This window comes from Lysobacter sp. Soil_N_51 (genome assembly GCF_057655755.1).
Map to the genome: position 1 here is coordinate 331,699 of NZ_JBDGLR010000001.1, position 25,068 is coordinate 356,766.

Sequence of the window (25,068 nt, forward strand, 5' to 3'; positions counted from 1 at the left end):
CAGCGTGGCGCCCGCGGTCCCGAGGTCGGTTCCGATGCCACGGCCCCGAACGTTTACCAAGGAAGCTCGGTACGGCCCAGGATGGCATGGGTCTGCGACGCCCCGACTGTGCGCCCCGGGCGTCGGTCAGGCAAGCCGAGCGCCCCGCCCACCGCGACGGCTCCGGCCGCGCGCCGCCAGGAGTCCGACGATGCGGTTGCTCGCCCTGCCCGCCCTCAGCGACAACTACATCTGGGCCCTGTCGGGCGACGACGAATCGGCCCTGGTCGTCGACCCCGGCGACGCCGCGCCGGTACTGGCCGCGGCCGCGCACGGGCTGCGCCCGGCCGGGATCCTGCTGACCCACCACCACGACGACCACATCGGCGGCACGTCGGCGCTGCGCGAGCGCTGGCCCGACATCCCGGTGTTCGCCCCGGACGACGAGCGCATCGCCAGCGCCACCGCGCGGGTCGGCGACGGCACCCGCCTGCACGTGGACGGCTGGAGCCTGACCGCCCTGGCCGTGCCCGGCCACACCCGCAGCCACGTCGCCTACTACCTCGAACGGGACAACCTGGAGCGCGGCGGCCGCGCCACCGACCACCTTGTGTTCAGCGGCGACACCTTGTTCAGCCTGGGCTGTGGCCGCCTGTTCGAAGGTACGCCCGCCCAGATGCTGGTCTCGCTGACCCGGCTGGCCGCGCTCCCGGACGACACCCGGGTCTGTTGCGGCCACGAATACACCTTGTCCAACGCGGCCTTCGCCAGCGTGGTCGAACCCGCCAATCCCGCGCTGCGGCGCCGAATCGAACAGGCCCAGGCCATGCGCAACGCCGGACGTCCCTCCCTTCCCAGCTCGATCGGCGACGAACGCGCGACCAACCCGTTCCTGCGCACCCGCGAGCCGGCGGTGATCGCCGCGATCGCCGCCCGGCTGGGCCGCGCCCCGGCCGACGAGACCGAAACCTTCGCCGAACTGCGGCGCTGGAAGGACGGGTTCCGCGCGTGAGACGCGGCGATACCCGCGTCCGCATCCCGGCGCGCAGATCGCTGCGCCTGGCGCTGGCGGCCTGTCTGGGCCTGAGCGCGGCGCTGTCGGCCCCGGCGATCGCCGCCGATGCGGCGCAACTGGCGGTCGCCGCGCCCGACCCGGGCACCGGCCCGAGCCGCAACGGCCGCGAGATCTACCAGCGCTTCCGCGACGGCCTGGCCGACAAGACCTGCGAACCCGGGGTCAGCAGCCGCTGGCGCCAGCATTTCTCGACCGCGCCCAAGCGCCTAGCCTCCAGCGAGGACGACCTGCTGCCGCTGTTCGGCTACGTCGTCGACGCCTTGCGCGAAGCCCACCTGCCGACCGAATACGCGCTGATCCCGTTCGTCGAAAGCGGCTACAAGCCCGGCGCGCGCAGCCCCTCCGGCCCGGCCGGCCTGTGGCAGATGATCGCGATGACCGCGCGCAACCACCGCGTGCGGATGCGCGAGGGCTACGACGGCCGGCTGTCGCCGGTCGAATCGACCCAGGCCGCGGTGCGCTATCTGAAAACCCTGCACGGCATGTTCGGCGGCGACTGGCGGCTGACCGTGATGGCCTACAACGCGGGCGAGTACCGCGTGCTCAACGCGGTCAAGCGCAGCGGCCTGAGCATCGCCGACGTGCGCCACGATCAACTGGCCGGCCTGTCCGACATCACCACGGCCTATGTGCGCAAGCTGCACGCGCTGTCGTGCCTGATGGAACAGGCCGACGACCGCGAAGAATGGCTGAGCGCGCTCGATCGCCCGGTGCCGCGGCTGGCGGCGGTGACGGTGCCGGCCGAGATCGACAGCATCGGCGAATGGGCGGCGCGCACCGACCAGGACCTGGCCCAGATCAAGCGCCTTAATCCGGTGTTCGGCGACGGTCGCATCGCTCGCAGCGCGGGCAAGCGCGCGCCGTTGTTGGCGGTGGCGGCGAGCGCGATCGGTACGCCGGGCATGAGTGCGGCCGATATCGATCTGGCGAGTGTCGAGTTGGCGGGCGGCGACAAGCCGGCCATGCCTGTCGCCAGCGGCTCGAGCAGCGCCTCGACTGCGATCGCGAGCACGCGCGGGTCGGTCGAGGCGTCGGAGCGTTCGGTGTCGGGCGATCGGGTTGAAGTGGCGGCATCGACAGGCAAAGCTCGCGACCGCGTTGCACGCAGCGACGACGGCGGCAAGCGTGTCGGCGCAACATCCGTCGCCGATGGAAGCTCGGCGAAAGCGCAGATGCGTCGCCACACCGTCGGCCGCGGCGACAACGCCTGGACCATCGCCAAGCGGTATCGAATTCGCGTCGCCGATCTGCTCAAGCGCAACGGCCTCGCCGCCGATGCGGTGCTCAAGCCGGGACAGGCGCTGTTGATCGATGCGGGCAACCCGGCGGGCAACTAGCACGCGCGGCCGCTGATCCGCGATGCCGGTCGCCCCTCGCCCTCACCCCCACCCTCTCAGCTCTGCACTTGTTTCGGTCGCCGCAAGCGGGAGAGGGAGTAATGGCCGCCTCACCGTACTGAATCCTCTCTCCTGCAAGCAGGAGAGGGAACTCAACCGCCTAGCCGTACTAAAGCCCATCTCCCGCCTGCGGGAGAGGGGTTGGGGTGAGGGCCCGCTTGCGCGAAGGCCACAACATCGCCCCGATCGTCACCGCGCCCAGCAACCAGCTGTAATGCACGTTGCCGATCAACTGCAGCGGCGAGACCTTGCTCAACGACGCCGCCAACAGAATCTGCGCGCCGTACGGCAATACGCCCTGAGTCACGCAGGCGAAGATGTCGAGCACGCTCGCCGCGCGCGCCGGCGGCACGCCGTGCTGTTGCGCGACATCGCGCGCGAGGCCGCCGCTGATCAGGATCGCGACGGTGTTGTTGGCGGTGAACACATCGGTGGTCGCCGACAAGGCGGCGATGCTGATCTCGCCCGCGCGGCGGCTGCGATGGCCGCGCGCGAACTTGCCGATGGTCTGCGCCACCCAGGCCAGCCCGCCGGCGGCTTTCATCAGCGCGCCCAGGCCGCCGACCAGCAGCGACAGCAAGGTGATTTCGACCATGCTCTCGAAGCCGTCCCAGATATGCGTGGTATAGGCGGCGAAGCCGAAATCCTCGGCGAAGAACACGCCGAACAACCCGGCGATGACCAGGCCGATGCTCAACACGATGATCACGTCGACACCGGCGATCGCCAGCCCAAGCACGATCAGGTACGGCAGGATCAACCACGGCGACACCGGGTCGGGCGTCTGCACCGGCGCGGTCTCGCCGAGGAATCCGAGCAGCACCAGGGTGGCGATCGCCGCCGGCAAGGCCAGCTTGAGGTTCTCGCGGAATTTCTCCCGCATCGTGCAGCCCTGGGTGCGGCTGGCGACGATCGCGGTGTCGGAGATCACCGACAGGTTGTCGCCGAAGGTCGCGCCGCCTATCACCGCGCCGAGCACCAGCGCGCGGTCCAGGCCCGACGCGTCCGACACGCCCAGCGCGATCGGCGCGACCGCGGCGATCGTGCCCATCGAGGTACCCAGCGACATCGAAATGAAACCGGCGACCACGAACAGCGCCGGCAACAACAACGCCGGATGCACGTTGCCGACGCCTAGCGACACGATCGCATCGACCGCGCCGATCGCCTTGGACACTTCGACGAAACCGCCGGCCAACAGGAAGATCAGGCACATCAGCACGACGTTGTGGTCGCCCATGCCGCCCAGCAGGGTGTCCAGCGGCTTGATCCCGCGGCGCCAGGCGATGAACGCGGCCAGCGCCAGCGCCGGCAGGATCGCCACCGGCGCATGCAGCTGGTAGAAGCCCATCGCGTCGCCGTTGGCGGTGAAATACAGCCCGGCGCCGAAAAACAGCGCCAGGAACAGCAGCAGCGGCGTCAGCGCCAGGGCACTGGGGGTGATCGGGGTGCCGGGGCGGAGCGGCTCATTCATCGCTTCATCCGAATGGATTTTAAGACGGCGCGATTTTGCAGTGCAGCATGGCCTGTGTCGAGTGCCGGGGGTGGAACGCTTTGGGGGAGTTCATGGGGGCGGTCGGGGGCCGTGCCCACCTGCCCTCATCCGCCCTGCGGGCACCTTCTCCCGCAAGCGGGAGAAGGGATCAAGGGCTGGGGCTCTGTAGCCCCTCTCCCGCTTGCGGGAGAGGGGTGGGTGTGAGGGCAGATCGGCCGCAGAACACCCAAACGCAACGAGGCGCCCGAAGGCGCCTCGTTGTGTCTCAGCGATAACCCACCGATCAAGCGGTAGCGCGGCTCGCGATCGCCTTGGCGAACGACAGCGTATTGCCCTCGCCGCCCAGGTCCGGGGTCAGCGAATCCTTGGCTTCGAGCGTGGCGATGATCGCCTCGCGCAGCTTGGTCGCCTTCTCCGGCTGGCCGATGTGGTCGAGCATCTGCGCCGCGCCCAGCAGCAAGGCGCAGGGATTGGCGATGCCCTTGCCGGCGATGTCCGGCGCCGAGCCGTGCACGGCCTCGAAGATCGCCGCGTCGGTGCCGATGTTCGCGCCCGGGGCCAGACCCAGACCGCCGACCAGACCGGCGCACAGGTCGGAAATGATGTCGCCGAACAGGTTGGTGGTGACGATGATGTCGAACTGCTCCGGACGCATCACCAACTGCATGCAGGTGTTGTCCACGATCATCTCGTTGCACTGGATGTCCGGGTACTGCTGCGCCACTTCGCGCGCGGTCTTCAGGAACAGGCCCGAGGTCGACTTCAGGATGTTGGCCTTGTGCACCACCGTGACCTTCTTGCGGCCGGTCTTGCGCGCCAGATCGAAGGCGTAGCGCACGATGCGCTCGGAGCCGCGACGGGTGATCTTCTGGGTCAGCAGCGCGGTCTCGCCGTCTTCCGACAACGACTGGCCTTCACCGATGTAGGCGCCTTCGGTGTTCTCGCGCACGGTGATCAGGTCCACGCCGCTCGGGAAGCGCGACTTGGTGTTCGGGAACGACTTGGCCGGACGCACGTTGGCGTACAGGTCGAAACGCTTGCGCAGTTCGACGTTGATCGAGCTGAAGCCCTCGCCGACCGGCGTGGTCAACGGGCTCTTGAGCGCGATGCGGGTCTTGCGGATCGAATCCATGGTCGCGGCCGGCAGCAGCTCGCCGTGCTTTTCCAGCGCGACCAGGCCGGCGTCGGCGAATTCGTAGGACAGGCCCAGGTTCATCGCGTCGAGCACGTGCAGGGTCGCGTCCATGATCTCGGGGCCGATGCCGTCGCCACGGATGACCGTAATGGTTTGCGTCATGAGGGAGTTCTTCCAGCTGAAGGGCGCGGCGCAGGCGGCGCGGCGCACGAGGTCTTAGCCCCGTAATTATGCCGGAAGCGGCCTGCCCCTGCATTCGGGGCAGTACTGGACGATGGTCGGGGGCTGTAAAGCGGCCCGATTCGGCATGGCCTCCGGCGCGGTGAAAGCCCGCCATCCCCCTGTAGGAGCGGCGCGAGCCGCGACCGCGACATCGCGCCTGCGTCGTCACTGCGGTGGCGCGGTCGCGGCTCGCGCCGCTCCTACAAGGGGAAACCGGGTTCAGCCGTGGTCGTGGCCGGCCGGTGCGGCGGCCTCACCCTGCTCCAGCTTGTCGAGGAAATCGACCGCGCGGCGCATGTGCGGGATCACGATCGAGCCGCCGACCACCAAGCCGACCGAGAACGCTTCGAACATTTCCTCGCGATTGACCCCGGCTTCCTTGCACTGGGCGACGTGGTAACTGATGCAGTCGTCGCAGCGCAGCACCATTGAGGCGACCAGGCCCAGCAGCTCCTTGGTCTTCACGTCGAGCGCGCCGACCTGGTAGGTCTGGGTGTCGAGGGCGAAGAAGCGCCGCACGACCTGATTCGGCTCGGCCAGGATGCGTTCGTTCATGCGCTTGCGGAAGGCGGTGAATTCGGCGACGCGGTCGCTTTGGCTCTGGGCCGCGTTGTCGTCGGTACGGTCGTTGCTCACACAAGCTCCTCGAATAAGGGAAATACGCCCGCCAGACGCGATCGCGGCGCGCGGCGCGAACCTTCCGGCGCGATCATCGGCAAACCATCACGCCCGGGCGGACATGGATCAACAGGCATCAGCGCACGCAAACGGGCGGCGACGAACGCCTCCCGAAGGCGTCGCTCAGGCCGCGAACAGCGGTTCCAGCCCGCCAGCGCGGTGCAGCGCCATCATGTCGTCGTAGCCGCCGACATGGGTGTCGCCGATGAAGATCTGCGGCACGCTGGTGCGCTTGGTCAGCGCGACCATCTTTTCGCGCTCGGCCGGGTCCAGATCGATGCGCACTTCGCTCCAGGCCTGGCCCTTGCTCTTGAGGAAATTCTTAGCGGCGACGCAATACGGGCAGATCGCGGTGCTATAGATGACGATCTGCGGCTTGGGGGCGGTGTCGCTCAAAACGGTTCTCCTGCTGAACTCTTGAAAGGGGTTGCGGTCGGAATATGGGCGTGCGGCTTGGCAGTTTAAAGCGCGCCGATGGAACGCAGTCCGGCCGGACTCAGTACGCTGGCGTGGGGTCGGCCGGTCTTTTCCGCTACGGGTGCGTTCTCGCGGTGGGCTGCGATGGAAATTAACGGCGCATTCACGCCATCGATCGCGGCGGGCTGCATCCTGCCATCGACTCGCAGCGCGATGACCGCCACGACCTTGTACCCGCACCGCCCGTCGTCGTCCGCACCACCGCCTTGAGGATTCATCGCTTGCGCCGCATCGCCCTGCTCACCGCCGCTGTAACCCTCGCCCTCGGCAGCGTCTGCGCGAGCGCGCAGGAAAACAAGCTGCCCGACATCGGCTCCTCGGCCGCGGAACTGCTGACCCCGGCCAAGCAGCGCGAGTACGGCTCGATGATGCTGGCGCAGCTGCGCCACTACGACTACCTGCTCGAAGACCCGCTGATCGACAGCTGGCTCGACACCCTCGGCACGCGCCTGGCCGCCAACAGCGACAAGCCGCGCCAGCCCTTCACCTTCTTCATGCTGCGCGAGCGCCAGATCAACGCCTTCGCCACCCTGGGCGGCTACATCGGGGTCAACTCGGGCCTGGTCCTGACCGCCGAGAAGGAAGACGAAGTCGCCGCGGTGATCTCGCACGAAATCGCTCACGTCACCCAGCAGCACGTGCTGCGCGGGGTCGAGCGCGCCCAGCGCGATCAGTTGCCGATCCTGCTGGCGATGCTCGGCGCGATCGTCGCCGCGCAGGGCGCCGGCAGCAATTCCACCGACGACGCGACCATGGCCGCGATCACCTCCGGTCTGGGCCTGATGCAGCAGCGCCAGATCAACTACACCCGCTCCAACGAGTCCGAGGCCGACCGGATCGGCATCCAGACCCTGTACCGCAGCAATTACGACACCAGCGCCATGGCCGGGTTCTTCGGCCGCATGCAGGTCGTCTCGCGCAGCAACGCGGCCAACTGGTACGGCGAAACCCCCGACTACCTGATGACCCACCCGGTCACCACCACCCGCATCAGCGAGGCCAAGGAACGCGCCGAGCAGATCGCCAACCGCAACAGCGTCACCGCGGTCACCGCCACCCCCACCGAAACCCGGGTCGAGCGCATTCCCAAGGCCCCCTTCAGCCTGCCCGATACCGCCACCGGCACCGACAACCCCTTGCTGCCCAGCGGCCTGAAGATCTCCGATCAGGCGCTGACCGCCGGCGGCACCGGGCTGTTCGATTACGCCCGCGAACGGATCCGGGTGTTCAGCGCCAATTCGCCGCGCGAGGCGGTGCGCGAATACGAAAAACTCGGCGCCAACACCGAAGCCCAGCGCTACGGCCTGGCCCTGGCGCGGATGCGCAACAACCAGTCCGGCGCGGCGATTCCGGCGTTGACCGAACTGCTGGCCAAGCACCCCGACCAGCTGTGGCTGAGCCTGGCGCTGGGCGAAGCCGAAGCCCAGTCGGGCAAGAACGCCGCGGCCGACGCGCGCTTCGAGGCGCTGCTGCGGCAGACCCCGAACAACCGCGCGATCGCCCTGAGCTACGCCAAGGTGCTGACCGACCGCGCCACCGCCGCCGCCGGCCAGCGCGCCCAGGCCGTGCTGCGGCCGCTGTTCGGCAACCACAGCGACGACCCGCTGCTGCAGCAGACCTTCGCCCGCGCCTGCGAAATCGCCGGCGACTCGATCCGTGCCGGCGAGGCCTACGCCGAAGCCGCCTACCTGCGCGGCCGTCCCGAGCAGGCGCTGGTTCAGCTGAATACGCTCAAGCGCAAGCCCGACCTGGACTACTACGCCCGCGCCCGGATCGAGGCGCGGATCGCCGCGATCACCCCGACCGTGCTGGAACTCAAGCGCCAGGGCGTGCGCGACGAAGACCTGCGCCGGCAGTAAGGCCGGCCCGCGCAACCCAGCAACCGGCAACCCACCCGAAGCGTTCCCCCCCGTTGAAAAAGCGGCCAGGGGGGATTTGCTTTTGCTCTTCGCAGCGCCCGAGCACCCGAAAAGCCAAAGCAAATCCCCCGCGCCGCAACTCCCGACCGAAACCAATCTGTCGCAAGGCGCCGCCTCCTTTTTCAAAGGGGGCAATTATTTCGTGGAATCGTTATCGGAAAACGTCGCTTCACACACCGCCCGGGCCAACGTTCTGCCATCACCATGTAACCTGCCCGCCAAACTCCAGTTCCGGCGATAACGACGGCAACGGCGGCGAAAGCGCGTCCAACCCCGGCAGAACCGCGCCAGGCCTGGACGCGTATGGATGGCACATGCACAGCGGCACGACATCACAAAGCCGACAATGCCGCCCGTCCCATGTCATGGAGTCGTCACAAAACGGTAGTGTACTGGCGCGGTTTCAAGGACGAACCCTTTCCGCCTCCCCCTCGGTGACCGTGTGCAGAAGCGCATCCTGATAGTTGAAGACGAGCCCGCCATCCGCGACATGGTGTCCTTCGCCCTGCGCAAGGGCGAATACGACCCGGTCCACGCCGGCGACGCCCGCGAGGCCCAGGCCGCCATCGCCGACCGCGTCCCCGACCTGATCCTGCTCGACTGGATGCTCCCGGGCACCAGCGGCCTGGAACTGGCCCGGCGCTGGCGCAAGGAATCGCTGACCCGCGAGATCCCGATCATCATGCTGACCGCGCGCGGCGAAGAGAACGACCGCGTCGGCGGCCTCGAAGCCGGGGTCGACGATTACGTGGTCAAACCCTTCTCGGCGCGCGAACTGCTGGCGCGCATCCGCGCCGTGCTGCGCCGCTCGCGCGAGGACGACGAAGACGGCAGCGTCGGCGTCGGCCCGCTGCGCATCGACGGCGCCGCCCACCGCGTGTTCGCCCAGGCCGAAGGCGGCGAGCAGCAGCCGGTCCAGATCGGCCCGACCGAATACCGCCTGCTGCACTTCTTCATGACCCACCCCGAACGCGTCTACTCGCGCACCCAGTTGCTCGACCACGTCTGGGGTGGCAGCGTCTACGTCGAGGAACGCACGGTCGACGTGCACATCCGCCGCCTGCGCAAGACCCTGGAACCGCACCGTCTCGACGGCATGGTCCAGACCGTGCGCGGCGCGGGTTACCGCTTCTCCGCTTCGCTCGCCGCGTAAGCTGGAGGTATGCCGCCGCGCGCACGCTCCGCCTGGTTCCGCACCCTCGGTCAGCTGGCGCTGATCCTGGTCGGCGCGGCCGTGCTCGGGATCCTGGTCGGCTACCCCTGGCCCATCGTCACCGCCGCCGCGCTCGGCGTGGTCGCGTGGCATTACTGGCGGCTGCGGCGGGTGCTGATCCGCCTGACCGCGCGCCAGCGCCTGACCCCGCCGCTCGGCGAAGGCATCTGGAACGAGCTCGACCGCCTGCTGCACCGCAGCCAGGCGGAAATGCGCGGCCGCAAGCGCCGCCTGATCGAAATGCTGCGCGCCTACCGCGCCGCCGCGGCGGCGATGCCCGACGCGATCGTGGTGGTCGAACGCAACAGCCAGCGCATCCAGTGGTTCAACGAAGCCGCGACCGGGCTGATGGGCCTGCGCTACCCGCGCGACATCGGCGCGCCGGTGGTCAATCGCCTGCAACCGCTGCAACTCGCGCACTGGCTGGCCTCGGGCCGCAACGCCGAACCGCTGGAAGCCGCCTCGCCGTGGAACCCGGCGATCACCCTGAGCCTGCGCCTGATCCCGTATTCGGAAAACCTGTGGCTGCTGGTCGCGCGCGACGTCAGCCGGCTGCTGCAGCTCGAACAGATGCGCCGCGACTTCGTCGCCAACGTCTCGCACGAACTGCGCACGCCGCTGACCGTGGTTCACGGCTATCTCGACATGCTCGATCCGGAGGAACACCCGGACTGGGCGCCGATGCTGGCCGAGATGCAGCGCCAGTCGCAGCGCATGACCCAACTGGTCGAAGACCTGCTGACCCTGTCGCGGCTGGAATCGCAGGACAACCTGCCGGCCGAGGACACCGTGTCGATGGCCTCGATGCTGTCCACGCTCAAGCGCGAGGCGAACGCATTGAGTCAGGGTCGCCATGAAATAGCGATGGACGACTTGGCCGGCGTCGATCTGTTCGGATCGAACAAGGAACTGCACAGCGCGTTCTCCAACCTGGTCGGCAACGCGATCCGCTACACCCCGGCCGGCGGCAGCATCCGCATCCGCTTCCGCCCCGAGAGCGCCGGCATCGCGCGCGGCGTGGTGCTGGAAGTGGTCGACAGCGGCTACGGTATTCCGGCCGCGCACCTGCCGCGCATCACCGAACGTTTCTATCGCGTCTCAACCAGCCGTTCGCGCGAAAGCGGCGGCACCGGCCTGGGCCTGTCGATCGTCAAGCACGTATTGCATCTGCATCAGGCGCGCCTGGAAATCGCCAGCGAAGTCGGCCGCGGCAGCACCTTCGCCTGCCATTTCGGAGTCGACCGCATCCGCCGCCGCGATGCCTACGGCGAGGCATATGCCGATAACCTTGCCTATCCCGCCCACCCTTCCGATATTTAAGCCTCAGGGAACCAGCGACAGCGCCATGAACGCGATGACGGACACCTCGCTCGACACCGATCCGCTGCGCGACAGCGCCCTGTACTTCAATCGCGAGCTGTCGCAACTGGACTTCAACTTCCGCGTGCTGGCCCAGGCCCAGGACGCGCAGGTACCGTTGCTGGAGCGGCTGAAGTACCTGTGCATCTCCTGCACCAACCTCGACGAATTCTTCGAGATCCGCGCCGGCACCCTGCGCCATGCCCAGGACCTCGGCCTCGCGCCGGGCCCGGACGGCCTCGCGCCGCAGACCGTGCTGTCGCGCATCCATGATCGCGCCGCCGAACTGGTCAAGGCCCAGTACGAATGCTGGAACGATGTGCTGCGCCCGGCGCTACAGGAATCGGGCGTGCGCGTGCTCGGCCGCAACTCCTGGAACGCGCGCCAGACCCGCTGGCTGCGCGCATATTTCCGCGATGAAATCATGCCGGTGCTGTCGCCGCTCGGCCTCGATCCGGCGCACCCGTTTCCGAAGATCCTCAACAAATCGCTCAACATCGTCGTCGTGCTCAAGGGCAAGGACGCGTTCGGCCGCGCCGGCAACCTGGCCATCGTGCGCGCGCCGCGTTCGTTGCCGCGAATCATCCAGATGCCGGAGAACGTCTCCGGCGGCAAGCACGATTTCGTATTCCTGTCCTCGGTGCTGTCGGCGTTCGTCGATGAATTGTTTCCGGGCATGGAGGTCAAGGGCGCGTATCAGTTCCGCGTCACCCGCAATTCGGAACTGCTGGTCGACGAGGAAGAAGTCGACAACATCGCCCTGGCCTTGCGCGACGAGTTGATCGGCCGCGGTTATCTGCGCGCGGTACGGCTGGAAATCGCCGAACAATGCCCCAAGCCGATCGTGCGCACCTTGCTGGAGAATTTCGATCTGCCCGAGAACGCGGTCTACCGCATCAACGGGCCGGTCAATCTCAATCGCGTGATCCAGGTCTACGATCTGGTGCAACGCCCGGAACTGAAATTCCCGCCGTACCAGCAGCGCGTGCTGCCCGGTGTCGACACCTTGTTCGACACCGTCGCCGACGGCGACGTGCTGCTGCACCACCCCTTCGATTCGTTCGCGCCGGTGCTGGAGCTGATCCGTCAGTCCGCCGAAGACCCGAACGTGCTCGCGATCAAGCAGACCCTGTACCGCGCCGGCAAGGATTCGCCGATCGTCGAGCAGTTGGTCCAGGCCGCGCGCAACGGCAAGGACGTGACCGTGGTGGTCGAGCTGCGCGCGCGCTTCGACGAGGAAGCCAACCTCGGCCTTGCCGATCGATTGCAGGAAGCCGGCGTGCAGGTCGTGTACGGCGTGGTCGGCTACAAGACCCACGCCAAGATGCTGCTGATCGTCCGCCGCGAAGGCCGCAAGCTCAAGCGCTACGTCCACCTGGGCACCGGCAACTACCACAGCGGCACCGCGCGCGCCTACACCGACTTCGGCCTGATCACCGCCGATCCGGACATCGGCAACGACGTGCACATGATTTTCCAGCAGCTGTCCGGGCTGGCGCCGTCGCTCAAGCTCAAGTGCCTGCTGCAATCGCCGTTCACCCTGCACGCCGGGGTGCTCAAGCGCATCGACCGCGAAACCAAGCATGCACGCGCCGGTAAGCCCGCGCGCATCGTCGCCAAGATGAACGCCTTGAACGAGCCGCAGGTGATCCGCGCGCTGTACCAGGCCTCGCAGGCCGGCGTGCAGATCGACCTGATCGTGCGCGGCGCCTGCACCCTGCGTCCGGGCGTGGAAGGCATTTCGGACAATATCCGGGTGCGTTCGATCGTCGGCCGCTTCCTCGAGCATCACCGCGTCTACTGGTTCGCCAACGACGGCGCGCCGGACCTGTTCTGCTCCAGCGCCGACTGGCTGGAGCGCAACCTGCTGCGCCGGGTCGAGACCGGTTTCCCGATTCTCGACACGGATTTGCGCGCCCGCGTCTACGACGAAGCCCTGGCCAATTACCTCGCCGACAACCTCAACGCCTGGGAATTGCAGGCCGACGGCCACTACTCGCGGGTGCTGCCGCGCGACGGCGAAATGCCGCATTCGGCCCAATCGACCCTGCTCGCCAAGATCTGCGGATAAAATTCCGCGCATGAACAATATTTTCCCGACCACCCGCCTGCCGCTCCAGGACGGCGACCTGCTCGCCGCGATCGACCTGGGATCGAACAGTTTCCATATGGTGGTCGCGCGGTATGTGCTCGGGCAGCTGCGCACGGTCGATCGTCTGCGCGAGACCGTGCGCCTGGCCGAGGGCCTGGACCGCAAGGGCGGGCTGGCGCCGGAGGTGCGTCAGCGCGCGCTCGATTGTCTGTCGCGCTTCGGCCAGCGCATCCGCGACGTGCCGCCGCAGCGGGTGCGCGCGATCGCGACCAACACCGTGCGCCGGCTGGCCGCGCCGCAGGCGTTCCTGATGCCGGCCGAATCGGCGCTGGGCCACGCCATCGAAGTCGTGTCCGGCCGCGAGGAAGCGCGCCTGATCTACCTGGGCATCGCCCACGCCCAACCGTCCAAGCCCGGCGAACGCCGGCTGGTGATCGACATCGGCGGCGGTTCGACCGAATGCATCGTCGGCAGCGGTTTCGAAGCGATCGAGCGCGAAAGCCTGCAGGTCGGCTGCATCGCCACCACCCGGCGGTTCTTCGAGAACGGCAAGCTGTCGAAAAAGAAATGGCGCGACGCGCTGACCGAAGTGTCGGCCGAGTTCCAGCAATTCGCCGGCACCTACCGCGCGCTCGGCTGGCAAGAGGCCCTGGGCTCCTCGGGCACCAACAAGGCCATCGGCGAAATCTGCGCGGCGATGAAGCTGACCAAGGGCGCGGTCACCGCCGAGGCCCTGCCGCAGTTGCGCGACCGCCTGTTGCAGGCCGACCGGATCGAGACCATCGACCTGCCCGGCCTGTCCGCCGACCGCCGTCCGGTGATCGCCGGCGGCATCCTCATTCTCGAAGCCGCGTTCAACGTGCTCGGCCTGCAGCGCATGGCGATCAGCAAAGCGGCGATGCGCGAGGGCGTGCTGTACGACATGCTCGGCCGCGGCGGCGCCGACGATCCGCGCGATGCCGCGGTGGTCGCGCTGGTCAAGCGTTACGGCATCGACGAACAGCAGTCCGCGCGGGTCGAGGCGACCATGCTGCGGTTGTTCGATCAGGTCGCCAAGAGCTGGCACCTCGACGCCGACGACCGCCTGATGCTGCAACGCGCGACCCGCCTGCACGAACTGGGCCTGGTGATCGCGCACAGCCAGTACCACGTGCACAGCTCTTACGTGATCGAGAACTCCGACATTTCCGGCTTTTCGCGCCAGCAGCAGCAATTCCTCGCCGCGCTGGTCCGCACCCATCGCCGCGGCATTCCAAAGAACGCCTTCGACGCCCTGCCCGACCGCCTGCTCGCGGCGGTGCGGCGCAGCTCGGCGTTGTTGCGCCTGGCGGTGCTGCTGCATCGCGCCCACGAGTCCGACCCGATCCCGCAGCTCGACGCGCACGCCGACGGCAATACGCTGACCTTGACCGTTTCCAAGCGCTGGCTGGAATCGCGGCCGTTGATCCGCGCCGATCTGGAAGGCGAGCCGCAGGATATGGCGGGGCTGGGGATTGCGTTGAAGTTGCTGGCGGCTTAACTCGCGCCGTAGCGTGCGGCAATCGACTCCCGCACCTGAGACTGGTCTGCGAATACAATTCGCACGCGGTATCGCCATGAACCGCTTGTTCGACGCAGATAAGTGACATAGATTGATTCGCGAAAGCAGCAGGATAGCTGCGTTCATCGGCCGCCATTGGCCGGCGCCGCGCGATCGGATTTTTCGCCGGCAATCTACGTCCAAGCAGCCAAGGAAAGGCAATTCACCATGCTCATCGCACGGTTCCCTCGCGCTCGTTTTCCACCACGCTCGTTCCGCATCCGGATGATCGCGCATACGCGCAGGCGGATGTCGCAAGTTCAGCGACTTGCGAGTGCTTCAATAAACACTCTCCGTTGACGGCATCGACTGGCCTCGCACGCCATGTCGCGGCAGACCGTTGCACGGCTTCCACGATTCATGCACAGGAGGTGCAAGCGAAATCCGGGCTATTGGGTCACTAGCGATATCCAAGGAGAGGAAGAGCTTCTCACGTGCTTCGCTCGTACAGGCACTGGAACGGCGCTTCCTAAGCCACATCTCAACGCAGAGGATCGCGTATGCTTCGATATCTTATTTTCGCGCTCGCCGTACTTCATTCCGGCGGCGCGTTCGCAGTGGGCTGCAAAGAGGCGCAACGCTTCGGCAATTCGCCCACGATCACCGCGCTCAGCGCCAACCCCGAAAATCCGCGCCCAGGCGACGAAGTCATCTTGACCGCATTGGTCGAGGCCGCCGAAGTGTTTTCCGTTTCGTGCGAAAATCCGGACCATTCGGTTCAAAAAATCGGCGGCATCATCGATGTCTTCGCCGGCGCGACGCGCATCGGCAGTGTCCAGATCGCGCCGGAAAATACCCATCAAGTCTACCTCGGCTGGATCAACGACCCCGGCTGCGCCCAGCTCGGCACGACGTGTCCTTTTTTCTACTATGGCTTCAACACCACCAGCTACTCGGTGAAGTTTCAGATGCCCATGGACACCACACAACAAACCTTCACCGCAAGCTTCAGCGGCGATCGGCATTTCTCGCGCGGCTCCAATTCGCAGCCGTTGAGCCTGGCCGCAGCATTCGCCGACAACACACCCATCATCAGCTACTTACTGAATTGACGCCTGAATACATCACTCGACGCACACCATTCGCCTACTCAAAGGATTGATCGCATGAAGACCATTCTCACCACGCTCGCTGCCGCCCTCCTCGCTTTCAGCGGCAGCGCCTCCGCCGAATTCATCGAAACCACCGAAATCTCTCAGATCGGCGCATATCAGGCTTCGACCACGCACTTCGTGTGGCTGTCCACGGGCATATCCGCCGAGTGCGCCGCCCAGGGCACCAATTCCGTTCTGGCATTCGATGAAGCACAGCCCGGCGGCAAGGGCCTGCTGGCGATCCTGACCAGCGCCCTCCTCAACAAGCGCAAGGTCTCTGTTCGCACCAGCGGCTGCAACATCGTCGAGATTTATCTCAAGTAAGCGCATCGCGCGGCGACTTGTCGACCGCTAGAAAGAAGCCCGCCTTTTTGCGGGCTTCTTTTTTTGTGAACACATCCATGCCGCTTGCGAAAATCTAAAAAACATCTGAATCGCTCCCTTACGCATCGATAGAGTTCACCGCGCAATCGCCGCTCTTCGCTGTTCAATCATGCTCATCGCCGCCGGACGACGTTAACCGCTCGATCATCTGCTCGCGCATCACGAACTTCTGCGGCTTGCCGCTGATCGTCATCGGCAGGCTGTCGACGAATTCGATGTAGCGCGGGATCTTGTACTGGGCGATGCGGCCCTGGCAGAACGCGCGCACCGCATCGGCGTCCAAGGTCGCGCCGTCGGCGATACGGATCCAGGCGCACACTTCCTCGCCGAATTTCGCGTCGGGCACGCCGAACACCTGCACGTCGGCGATCGCCGGGTGCGCATACAGGAATTCCTCGATCTCGCGCGGATACACGTTCTCGCCGCCGCGGATCAGCATATCCTTCAAGCGCCCGACGATGTGGGCGTAACCGTCCGCGTCGATGACGGCCTGATCGCCGGTATGCATCCAACCCTCGCTGTCGATCGCTTCGGCGGTGCGCTGCGGATCGCCCCAATAGCCCTGCATCACCGAATACCCGCGCGTCAGCAGTTCGCCGATCTCGCCGCGCGGCACGGTGTTGCCGCCTTCGTCGACGATGCGCACTTCCACATGCGGGTGCACGCGACCGACCGAGTCCACGCGCCGCGCCAGCGGGTCCTCGGGCACGGTCTGAAAACTGACCGGGCTGGTCTCGGTCATGCCGTAGGCGATGGTGACCTGCTGCATGCGCATGCGATCGACCACCTGCTTCATCACCTCGATCGGGCAATTCGAACCGGCCATGATCCCGGTGCGCAGGCTCGACAGGTCGAACTCGCCGAAACGCGGATGCTCCAGTTCGCCGATAAACATCGTCGGCACGCCGTGCAGGCCGGTGCAACGCTCATCGGCCACGGTCCGCAGCGTGACCAGCGGATCGAAGCCCTCGCCCGGGATCACCATGCACGCGCCGTGGGTGACGCAGGCCATATTGCCCAGGACCATGCCGAAGCAGTGATAGAACGGCACCGGGATGCACAGCCGGTCGCGCTCGCTCAAGCGCATCGCCTCGCCGACGAAGAAACCGTTGTTGACGATGTTGCGATGGGTCAGGGTCGCGCCCTTCGGCGCGCCTGTGGTACCGGAGGTGAACTGGATATTGACCGCGTCGTCCGGCGACAACCGCGCGGCGATTTGTTCGAGTCGCGCATGCGCGTCGGCATCGTCGCAGGCGGCGATCGCATCGAACGCATGCGTACCCGCGGGCGGCTCGCCCGCTCCCATCGCCAGCACGTGGCGCAGATCGGGCAAGCGCCGCGCGCGCAACAACCCGGGCGGATGCCGATCCAGTTCCGGCGCCAGTTCGCGCAGCATCTCCAGATAGTGCGAGGTCTTGAACGAAGGCACGATCGCCAGGGCCCGGCAGGCGACCAGATTCAAGGCGTATTCCAGCTCGTGGGTGCGATACGCCGGATTGATGTTGACCAGGATCAGGCCGACCCGCGCGCTCGCGAATTGCAGCAGCACCCATTCGGCGCGATTGAGCGACCACACGCCGATGCGGTCGCCCGGGGCGAGGCCGAGTGTGAGCAGGCCCGCGGCAAGCCGACCGACCGCCGCATCGAACTCGCGCCAGTTCATACGTACGCCTTGCGGCGGCACCACCAGCGCCTCGCGCTCGGGCCAGGTCGCGGCGATGCGCGCCAGCATCGCGCCGATGGTTTCTTGCAACAGCGGCGGCGCGGTGGCGCCGACGACGTGGCTCAATGCAGCGTCTGGGGTGGCGTGGGTGGCGTTCATGGCGACAGCATAGCCGCAGGCCGCGGCGCGATCCGCCGCGGGTGGCGTTGCGATGACCGATCCGTGATTGCGTTCCAGGGCCGGCGCCGCGCTTGAAGTCGCCATGATCCCGTCCGCATCGGCGCAACCGGGCAACTGACCGGGCCGGCAGGGCCAAGGCCGCCGTTTCCGCGCATCGATGGCTCGGCGCTCATGGTCCCGACGCAGCCGTGACCGCCCGTGCGCGGCTGAGCCCATGCATGTCCTGCGCCGACCATGGCGACCGATTGGGTAGGCATATCGCGTCGACGCAATGCCTGGCAGTCGCCCGGCCGTCCAACCCTGGAGTGGAACGATGAAACTCGCCTACGTGGTTTTTCTTTCGCTGTGTCTGCTCGGCTGCAATCCCGTGGTCGACGTACAGCTTCCGGCCTCCAATGCACCGGCGCCGGTATTGACCGATACGCTTGTGCGCATTCGCGAAGACGGACATGTACAGACCGAACAAGGCGCGGTGCCCATGGCGGACGCCATCAAGGGCCTGGGCGCGTCCGAATCTACCCGGGTGCTGATAACACCATGCTCGCGACGCGTCGACATGTCGAAGATCGCCGATGCGCTGGGACTGTTGAAGCTCGCCGGTTATGGTCATGTCGAACTGAAAGATGCGCCGGCCGAAAGCGCCTGCCCGGGCCCGTGATCCGGGGAACGGGACAATGGCATGCGGGCGCCGGCGTGCTTGCGCCGCGCCGTGGCCGACCTGCGAACTCACCGGCGCTATTGCACCGGCTATACATCGGATGCCGACGCGAACCGTCCGAACCTGCCCGGTCCGCGTTGCAGCCATCCGACCCATGACGATTCCGGCACCGATGCCGCCGTGGCTGGCCGTGGATTGCTTTGTGCGCGCAATTGCTCTCTGATTGAGTCCGCATGACGGCGCGGGCGAACAACGCGCTGTGCAACCCACCGCCGCATGCCGACCGTACTCATTCCAAGGCAGGAACCCCGCATGTCGATGATCCCTTCTCTTTCGCGCCTCGCGCTGTGTCTGATCGTCCCGATCGCGCTGTCGACGCCGACGCAGGCCAAGCAGCCCGCGACCGGCTCGCCCGCCGCCGCGCAAAGCCGATCGGCCGCGACCGTGAACTTCAACGGCACGCGCTACCTGCATCGCTGGTCCGACAGCACCCAGGCCGAGTTCACCCCCGCCGGCCAGGAAGACCTGAGCAAGTGGCAGGACATGATCACCGTGGTGACCAACGCCAGCGCGCGCGACGGCGAGCAACTCGCCGGACTCGCCGAGGCCGTGCTCGCCCGCTACAAGCAGGCCGGCAAGATCATCAGGACCGATTCCAAGCCGCGTACCCCGCAGAGCCCCGCCGAGCACCTGATCGTGGCGGTGCTGCCGGGCAAGGGGTTCGTCGAGACCGTGTTCGCGCGGATCAAGCTGATCGACAACACCGGCACCATCGCCATCTATGCTCATCGCGTCTACGGCGAGAACGCCGCCAACGATTTCGGCGCATGGCTGACCGCGAACGGCGAGGCGACAGAAAAGGCGGTGATGGCCTGGGACGGCATCCCGACTCCGGCGCAGTTGAGCGCGTTGCCTCGCAGCAAGTGATGCGCCGATCCTGAGTACGAAAAAGCCCGCCGAAAGGCGGGCTTTTTTCATCGCTGCATCGTCACGACCGGTCGCATCGCGGATGATTCAACCCAAACCGATCACGACGCCCCGCGCTGCGCCGCCTCGGCGCGCAGCTGTTTGGCCCGCACCAGCACCGGCGGCGGAGTGATTTCTTCGGGAATGCGGAAGATGCCGATCTTGCGCAGCCACAAGCCGGTGCTGCGCGCGGAGGTGAAAGCGACCACCGGGATCGACAGCATCAGGCCGATGATCACCGGCGACATCCACGCCGCCAGCGGCGGCGACACCACATAGGCCATGCCGCCGATCAGCACGCCGAGCAGGCTCAGGCCGCCGTAGCTGCGGATCAAGCCCGACAACGGCAGGCTGCCGTCGTCGCGGCGCTGCGATTCCCAACCTGAGTCCTTGCCGGCCAAGACCTCGGCCACGCCGCGCGACTGCACGTACATGGTCACCGGCGCCATCAGCGCGGCCAGCAGGGTTTCGAAGATCATGCTGAGGAAGGCGCGGATCGCGCCACCGCAACCGCGGCGGGTCTCGCGATCGGTCAGCATCGCCAGGAAGCCCATGAACTTAGGCGCCAGCAGCACCGCCATGGTCGCGACGAACACCCACAGCACCCGGTCGGGGTCCTGATCGCGCCAGTACGAACTCGGCGAAAACCCCGGCAGGCGGATGCTGACCCAGTTGAAGAAGCCTTCCTTGTCGAGCGGAATCGCCAGGCCGATCAACATCAACATCGCCCACATCGGCGCGGTGAAGTAATGGCCGATGCCCATCGCCATATGCATGCGGCTGATCCAGTGCAGGCCCTTCGCCGACACCACCGCGCCGTGCTGCAGATTGCCTTGGCACCAGCGGCGATCGCGTACCAGCATGTCGGTCAGCGACGGCGGGCCTTCCTCGTAACTGCCGACCAGCCCCGGCACCATGTGCAGCGCCCAGCCGCCGCGGCGCATGAACGCGGCCTCGACGAAATCGTGGCTCAGCACGGTGCCGCCGAACGGCTTGTAGCCGCGCAATTCCGGCAGGCCCGCGTGATCGGCGAAGGCCTGGGTGCGGATGATCGCGTTATGACCCCAGTAGTTGCTCTCCGCGCCGTGCCACCAGGCGATGCCGTAGGCGATCACCGGCCCGTACACGCGCCCGGCGAACTGCTGCATGCGCGCGAACAGGGTCTGGCCGTTGACGATCATCGGCAGGGTCTGGATCAAACCGACGTCGGCGTTGCGTTCCATCGCGCCAGACAGTTTCACGATCACCTCGCCGGTCATCAGGCTGTCGGCGTCGAGGATCAGCATCTGCGGATAGGCCGCGCCGAAGCGCCGCACCCATTCGGCGATGTTGCCGGCCTTGCGTTCGTCGTTGTTCTTGCGCCGACGGTAGAAGATCCGATCGTGCCCGCCGGTGCGTTCGCGCAAGGCGAGGAACGCGCGGATCTCGGCCTGGCGAATCGGCTCCTTGGTGGTGTCGCTGAGGATGAAAAAGTCGAAGCGATCGACCTGCCCGGTGGCGACCACAGATTCGTAGATCGCCTGCAGACCCGCCATCAGCCGCTCGGGGTCTTCGTTGTAGGTCGGCATCAGCAAGGCCGTGCGCAGCCCCAGCACCGGCAGCTCGCCGCCCTGCTTGAGGCCGAAGCGCCAGCGCCGCCGCGACAGGATCAGGCAGAACCCGGCCAGCGAACTGGTGAACGCCAGCGCGATCCAGGCGAACAGCGGCACGAACAGCACCAGCAGCATGCCTTCGAGCAGGCTCAGCCCGCCGACGTACAGCACCCGCAGGATGTGATAACCGGCGGTCAGGGTCAGCAGCGCGGCGCCGCCGATCACGTACAGCCGGCGCCACGCCATCGCGTTGGGCGCGCTCGGCAGCGGCCGGTCGGGGCGTTCGCCCACGCGCAGCGATTGCACCGGCATCGCCATCGGCGCTTCGGCCGGCAGCGCTTCGTAGGCCGCGGCGGGCGTTGTTTTCGGGGGAGCGACAGTTGCGTTCATGCAGTCCAACGATACAGCCAAGTTTCGGAAAGGGGACCGCGTGCGTCTTCCAGCACGGCGCGCAGTTCGACCACGCGCGCGTCCCCGGGTTGCAGTTCGAACGACATCCGCCAGCCGCCGGTGCCGGGGTTGGCGTGCGCGAGCGCGTTGACGACCTGGCCTGAGGAGGCCCACACCACCGCGCGCGGCTTCGCATCGGCGGCCAAGCCTCGCAGGCGGCCGCCGTCGAGATCGATCACCACCAAGCGCGCGCCGCCGTTGCCGGCGCCGATGCGGGTGCGGCGCACCGTCGCCAGCGTCGGCGCCCAGGCGTGCTCGGCGCACCAGTGCAGGCGGTAGTCGAAACGGTGCTCGCGTCCCGCCGCGAGCGGCGCGCGCGGGCGCCAGAACGCGACCATGTTGTCGTGGTATTCGTCCTTGGTCGGGATCTCGATCAGATGCACCGCACCCTCGCCCCAATCGCCGACCGGTTCCACCCACAGGCTCGGACGGCGCTCGTAATGCGCCTCGCTGTCGGCGTAATCGGCGAACGCGCGCTTGCGCTGCATCAGTCCGAACGCGCGTGGGCTGCGGTCCTGGAACGCGCTTTCCTGCAGCGATCCGGGGTTGTGCAGCGGCCGCCAGATCTGTTCGCCGGCGCCGTTGTGCAAGGCCAGACCATCGGAATCGTGGACGGCGGGACGGAAGTCGTCGATGCCGACCCGGTCGGTGGCATCGAAGTGATACATGCTGGTCAACGGCGCGATCCCGACCCGATCGAGCGCCACCCGCGGGTACAGCCGCAGTTGCGTGTCGAACACGGTCTGCGTGCCCGGTGTGATCGCGAAACGCATGGCGCCGGCCACACTGGGGCTGTCCATCAGCGCATGCACGACGATCTGTTTCGCGCCGACCGCCGGCTGCTCGATCCAGAAGCCGGTGAACACCGGGAATTCCTCGTCGCCACCGGCGCCGGTGTTCAGCGCCAGTCCGCGCGCCGACAATCCGTACAACAGGTCTTTCGCCACCGCGCGGAAATAACTCGCGCCGAGGAACGCACAGACCTCGTCGAAATAATCCTTGCGATTGATCGGCGCATGCAGGCGGAAGCCGGCGAAACCCAGATCGTCCTGCGCCGGCTTGGGCGCCTTGCCGAAGTCGAACATCTGCGGCCGGTACACCACCGGCGTGGCTTGGCCGCCGTGGACCAGATGCATGTCGACGCGATGCTTGAACAGGAACGCGCGATGGAAGAACTGCACCTGGAACGGCAGGCCGTCCTTTTTCCACAACGCTTGTGCCGGGTCGAAGCGGATGTCGCGGTAGGTGTCGTACTTGATCCGCGCCAGCGCCTCGGGCAGGTCGGCATCGGCGGGTCGAAAGGGCTTGGCGGCCAGCGCGCGCGCCAACCCCGGCACCGTGCCGGCGTCGAAGCGCTGGGCGGGGCCGGCGGCGGCCAGGGCCGGCAACCAGCCGCCGCCGGCCAGCGCGGCCAACGGCAGGCTCAGGCCTGCCTGGAGCAATTCGCGTCGCTGCAAGAACCACCTCGGATCGTATAAACCCGGCGATTGTAGGGATGCGCTTGTTAACAACCTGGAATACGCCGAGCGCGCGACCGGCTTGACGGATCGCGCGCGAACCCGCCGCGCGCGGGCGAATCGCCGAATCGATCACAAGAAAACGATTACCCGGCGACGTCATCCGCCGGTCATGCCAACGCCACAAGCGCGACACGGCCCACGCCCAGGATTGCCCAAACCGGGAGCCGCGGCATGCGCTACGCGATCGTCACCGAGACCTATCCGCCGGAAATCAACGGCGTGGCCCTGACCGTGCAAGGTCTGGAGCAGGGTCTGCGCGCGCGCGGCCACGAGGTCGGCCTGGTCCGCCCGCGCCAACTCAGCGACGGCGCACAGCCGCAGCCGCACGAACTGCTGGTCAACAGCCTGCCGCTGCCGCGCTATCCGGGATTGCGCTTCGGACTGCCCTGCGCCGGTCGTCTGCGCGCGGCATGGACGCGCGACCGCCCCGACGCGATCTATGTCGCCACCGAAGGCCCGCTGGGCTGGTCGGCGCTGCGCGCGGCCAAGCGCCTGGGCATTCCGGCGGCGACCGGTTTCCACACCCGTTTCGACGAATACATGCGCGATTACGGCGCGCCGTTCCTCGCCGGCACCGCGCTGGCGTGGATGCGCCGCTTCCACAACGGCGCCGACGCGACCCTGGTGCCGACCCGCGAGCTCGCCGAGTTCCTGCGTTCGCGCGGCTTCGAAGACGTGGTGCGATTGCCGCGCGCGGTCGATACCCAGTTGTTCGACCCGCAACGGCGCAGCGCGCAGTTGCGCCGGCAGTGGGGTCTGGACGACGACGGCTTCGCCGCGATCTACGTCGGCCGCATCGCGGCGGAAAAGAATCTCGACCTCGCCGTGCGCGCGTTCCGCACCTTGCAGCAACAACGGCCGCAGGCGCGTTTCGTCTGGGTCGGCGATGGCCCGGCGCGGGAAAAACTGCAGCGCGACAACCCGGATTTCATCTTCTGCGGCGTGCAGCGCGGCGAGGTGCTCGCCGAGCACTTCGCCAGCGGCGATCTGTTCGTGTTTCCCAGCCACAGCGAAACCTTCGGCAACGTCACCCTGGAAGCGATGGCCAGCGGCGTACCGACGGTGGCGTTCGACTACGGCGCCGCGCGCGAACACCTGCGCGACGGCCTGCACGGCGCGGCGATCGCCGACGGCGACGATGCCGGCTTCGTCCAGGCCGCGGTGCGCATCGGCAGCCAGGACGCACTACGCGCGGGAATGTCCCGCGCAGGCCGCGATGCGATCAGCGGCCTGCGCCCGGCCCAGGTCGCGGCCGATTTCGACGCGCTGCTGCACGCCTTGGCGCAGCGCAACCCGCGCAATCGCAACACCCCCGCATCGCAACGCGACAAACCCAAACCCAAGCAGGAGGTCGTATGAACCGGTTGCCCTTGCGCAAGCGTCTGATCGCCGGCGAATCGGGTTGGTGCCTGCGCGCCAATCGCCTCGGCGAACGCAACAGTTCGCGCGCCTACTTCGCAGCGGTCAGCCGCCTGGGCGACGGGGTGTTCTGGTACGCGCTGATGGCCGCGCTGATCGTCGTCGACGGCTACGACGGCCTGCGCGCCTCGGTGCACTTGGCCGCGACCGGGGTGATCGCGCTGGCGCTGTACAAACTGCTCAAGCGCTGGACCCGCCGTCCGCGCCCGTTCGCCTCCGACCAGCGCATCCACGCCTGGGTCGCGCCGCTGGACGAATTCAGCTTCCCCTCCGGCCACACCTTGCACGCGGTGGCCTTCAGCCTGGTGGCGATGGCGCATTACCCGGTGCTCGCCTGGCTGTTGATCCCGTTCACCGCCAGCGTGGCGGCGTCGCGGGTGGTGTTGGGTTTGCATTACCCCAGCGATGTGGTCGCCGCGACGGTGATCGGGTCGAGTCTGGCCGGGGTTTCGTTGTGGTTGGTGCCTGGGGTGACGTTGTTTGGTTGAGGGGTTGCGCGGCGTGCGTTGGCCTGACCGGCTG

At 67.1% G+C, this 25,068-nt stretch carries 21 protein-coding genes; 13 read left to right on the forward strand and 8 right to left on the reverse strand.

From position 1 onward, the window contains the following. Positions 1-190: 190 nt before the first annotated feature. Both gloB and AC3A4T_RS01555 read left to right on the forward strand, forming a co-directional pair. A complete protein-coding gene (gene gloB / locus AC3A4T_RS01550; RefSeq protein ID WP_487673767.1) occupies positions 191-991 on the forward strand; it encodes a hydroxyacylglutathione hydrolase in 801 nt (266 codons plus the stop codon). Further along, the gene (locus AC3A4T_RS01555) at positions 988-2,391 is read left to right on the forward strand and encodes a lytic transglycosylase domain-containing protein (protein WP_487673768.1); all 1,404 of its coding nucleotides are present in this window, start codon (positions 988-990) and stop codon (positions 2,389-2,391) included. Before gloB ends, AC3A4T_RS01555 begins: the two co-directional genes overlap by 4 nt. Before the next feature lie 169 nt (positions 2,392-2,560). Here the strand turns inward: AC3A4T_RS01555 and AC3A4T_RS01560 are convergent, their stop codons facing one another. The 5 genes from AC3A4T_RS01560 to AC3A4T_RS01580 form a co-directional block, all read right to left on the reverse strand. After that, positions 2,561-3,925: a Na+/H+ antiporter NhaC family protein gene (locus tag AC3A4T_RS01560; protein ID WP_487673769.1), complete on the reverse strand. Its 1,365-nt coding sequence runs from the start codon at positions 3,923-3,925 to the stop codon at positions 2,561-2,563. Positions 3,926-4,229: 304 nt separating this feature from the next. Further along, the gene (locus AC3A4T_RS01565) at positions 4,230-5,243 is read right to left on the reverse strand and encodes an isocitrate dehydrogenase (protein WP_036112137.1); all 1,014 of its coding nucleotides are present in this window, start codon (positions 5,241-5,243) and stop codon (positions 4,230-4,232) included. A 279-nt stretch (positions 5,244-5,522) separates the two neighbouring features. Further along, complete coding sequence (locus AC3A4T_RS01570; RefSeq protein WP_487674031.1) at positions 5,523-5,858, reverse strand: carboxymuconolactone decarboxylase family protein; 336 nt, start codon at positions 5,856-5,858, stop codon at positions 5,523-5,525. Between the two features lie 246 nt (positions 5,859-6,104). Beyond that, complete coding sequence (grxC, locus tag AC3A4T_RS01575) at positions 6,105-6,377, reverse strand: glutaredoxin 3 (RefSeq protein ID WP_487673770.1); 273 nt, start codon at positions 6,375-6,377, stop codon at positions 6,105-6,107. A gap of 65 nt (positions 6,378-6,442) precedes the next feature. Continuing rightward, positions 6,443-6,676: a hypothetical protein gene (locus AC3A4T_RS01580; RefSeq protein ID WP_487673771.1), complete on the reverse strand. Its 234-nt coding sequence runs from the start codon at positions 6,674-6,676 to the stop codon at positions 6,443-6,445. 3 nt (positions 6,677-6,679) lie between these two features. On the opposite strand from AC3A4T_RS01580, the gene AC3A4T_RS01585 reads away from it, so the two are divergent. The 7 genes from AC3A4T_RS01585 to AC3A4T_RS01615 all read left to right on the forward strand — a co-directional run bounded on the left by AC3A4T_RS01585 (position 6,680) and on the right by AC3A4T_RS01615 (position 16,038). Then, on the forward strand, positions 6,680-8,317 hold the full coding sequence (locus tag AC3A4T_RS01585) for a M48 family metalloprotease (RefSeq protein ID WP_487673772.1): 1,638 nt from the start codon (positions 6,680-6,682) through the stop codon (positions 8,315-8,317). Between the two features lie 502 nt (positions 8,318-8,819). Continuing rightward, on the forward strand, positions 8,820-9,530 hold the full coding sequence (phoB, locus tag AC3A4T_RS01590) for a phosphate regulon transcriptional regulator PhoB (protein ID WP_036112073.1): 711 nt from the start codon (positions 8,820-8,822) through the stop codon (positions 9,528-9,530). A gap of 9 nt (positions 9,531-9,539) precedes the next feature. Then, the gene (gene phoR, locus AC3A4T_RS01595; RefSeq protein WP_483585046.1) at positions 9,540-10,910 is read left to right on the forward strand and encodes a phosphate regulon sensor histidine kinase PhoR; all 1,371 of its coding nucleotides are present in this window, start codon (positions 9,540-9,542) and stop codon (positions 10,908-10,910) included. A 25-nt stretch (positions 10,911-10,935) separates the two neighbouring features. Further along, a complete protein-coding gene (ppk1, locus tag AC3A4T_RS01600) occupies positions 10,936-13,020 on the forward strand; it encodes a polyphosphate kinase 1 (protein WP_056111433.1) in 2,085 nt (694 codons plus the stop codon). A gap of 10 nt (positions 13,021-13,030) precedes the next feature. Then, complete coding sequence (gene ppx, locus AC3A4T_RS01605) at positions 13,031-14,560, forward strand: exopolyphosphatase (RefSeq protein WP_487673773.1); 1,530 nt, start codon at positions 13,031-13,033, stop codon at positions 14,558-14,560. A gap of 560 nt (positions 14,561-15,120) precedes the next feature. Next, positions 15,121-15,672: a hypothetical protein gene (locus AC3A4T_RS01610; RefSeq protein WP_487673774.1), complete on the forward strand. Its 552-nt coding sequence runs from the start codon at positions 15,121-15,123 to the stop codon at positions 15,670-15,672. A gap of 54 nt (positions 15,673-15,726) precedes the next feature. Beyond that, a complete protein-coding gene (locus tag AC3A4T_RS01615) occupies positions 15,727-16,038 on the forward strand; it encodes a hypothetical protein (protein WP_487673775.1) in 312 nt (103 codons plus the stop codon). A gap of 163 nt (positions 16,039-16,201) precedes the next feature. Here the strand turns inward: AC3A4T_RS01615 and AC3A4T_RS01620 are convergent, their stop codons facing one another. Beyond that, positions 16,202-17,920, reverse strand: coding sequence for an AMP-binding protein (locus AC3A4T_RS01620; RefSeq protein WP_487674032.1), 1,719 nt, complete (start codon positions 17,918-17,920; stop codon positions 16,202-16,204). Positions 17,921-18,254: 334 nt separating this feature from the next. Here AC3A4T_RS01620 and AC3A4T_RS01625 point away from each other — a divergent pair, with 334 nt between their 5' ends. Both AC3A4T_RS01625 and AC3A4T_RS01630 read left to right on the forward strand, forming a co-directional pair. Continuing rightward, a complete protein-coding gene (locus AC3A4T_RS01625; protein ID WP_487673776.1) occupies positions 18,255-18,599 on the forward strand; it encodes a hypothetical protein in 345 nt (114 codons plus the stop codon). Positions 18,600-18,911: 312 nt separating this feature from the next. Beyond that, entirely contained in the window at positions 18,912-19,526 is a 615-nt protein-coding gene (locus tag AC3A4T_RS01630; protein WP_487673777.1) for a hypothetical protein, read from the forward strand. A 101-nt stretch (positions 19,527-19,627) separates the two neighbouring features. Here the strand turns inward: AC3A4T_RS01630 and mdoH are convergent, their stop codons facing one another. Beyond that, the gene (gene mdoH / locus AC3A4T_RS01635; protein ID WP_487673778.1) at positions 19,628-21,547 is read right to left on the reverse strand and encodes a glucans biosynthesis glucosyltransferase MdoH; all 1,920 of its coding nucleotides are present in this window, start codon (positions 21,545-21,547) and stop codon (positions 19,628-19,630) included. Then, the gene (locus tag AC3A4T_RS01640) at positions 21,544-23,064 is read right to left on the reverse strand and encodes an OpgD/OpgG family glucan biosynthesis protein (protein WP_487673779.1); all 1,521 of its coding nucleotides are present in this window, start codon (positions 23,062-23,064) and stop codon (positions 21,544-21,546) included. Before AC3A4T_RS01640 ends, mdoH begins: the two co-directional genes overlap by 4 nt. A 234-nt stretch (positions 23,065-23,298) precedes the next feature. Between AC3A4T_RS01640 and AC3A4T_RS01645 the strand changes: the two genes are divergently transcribed. Both AC3A4T_RS01645 and AC3A4T_RS01650 read left to right on the forward strand, forming a co-directional pair. Continuing rightward, positions 23,299-24,486 (forward strand): glycosyltransferase family 4 protein, encoded by a 1,188-nt coding sequence (locus tag AC3A4T_RS01645; RefSeq protein ID WP_487673780.1) that lies wholly within the window; start codon positions 23,299-23,301, stop codon positions 24,484-24,486. Beyond that, a complete protein-coding gene (locus AC3A4T_RS01650) occupies positions 24,483-25,034 on the forward strand; it encodes a phosphatase PAP2 family protein (protein WP_056111413.1) in 552 nt (183 codons plus the stop codon). The genes AC3A4T_RS01645 and AC3A4T_RS01650 overlap by 4 nt, the downstream gene beginning before the upstream one ends. Positions 25,035-25,068 lie beyond the last annotated feature (34 nt).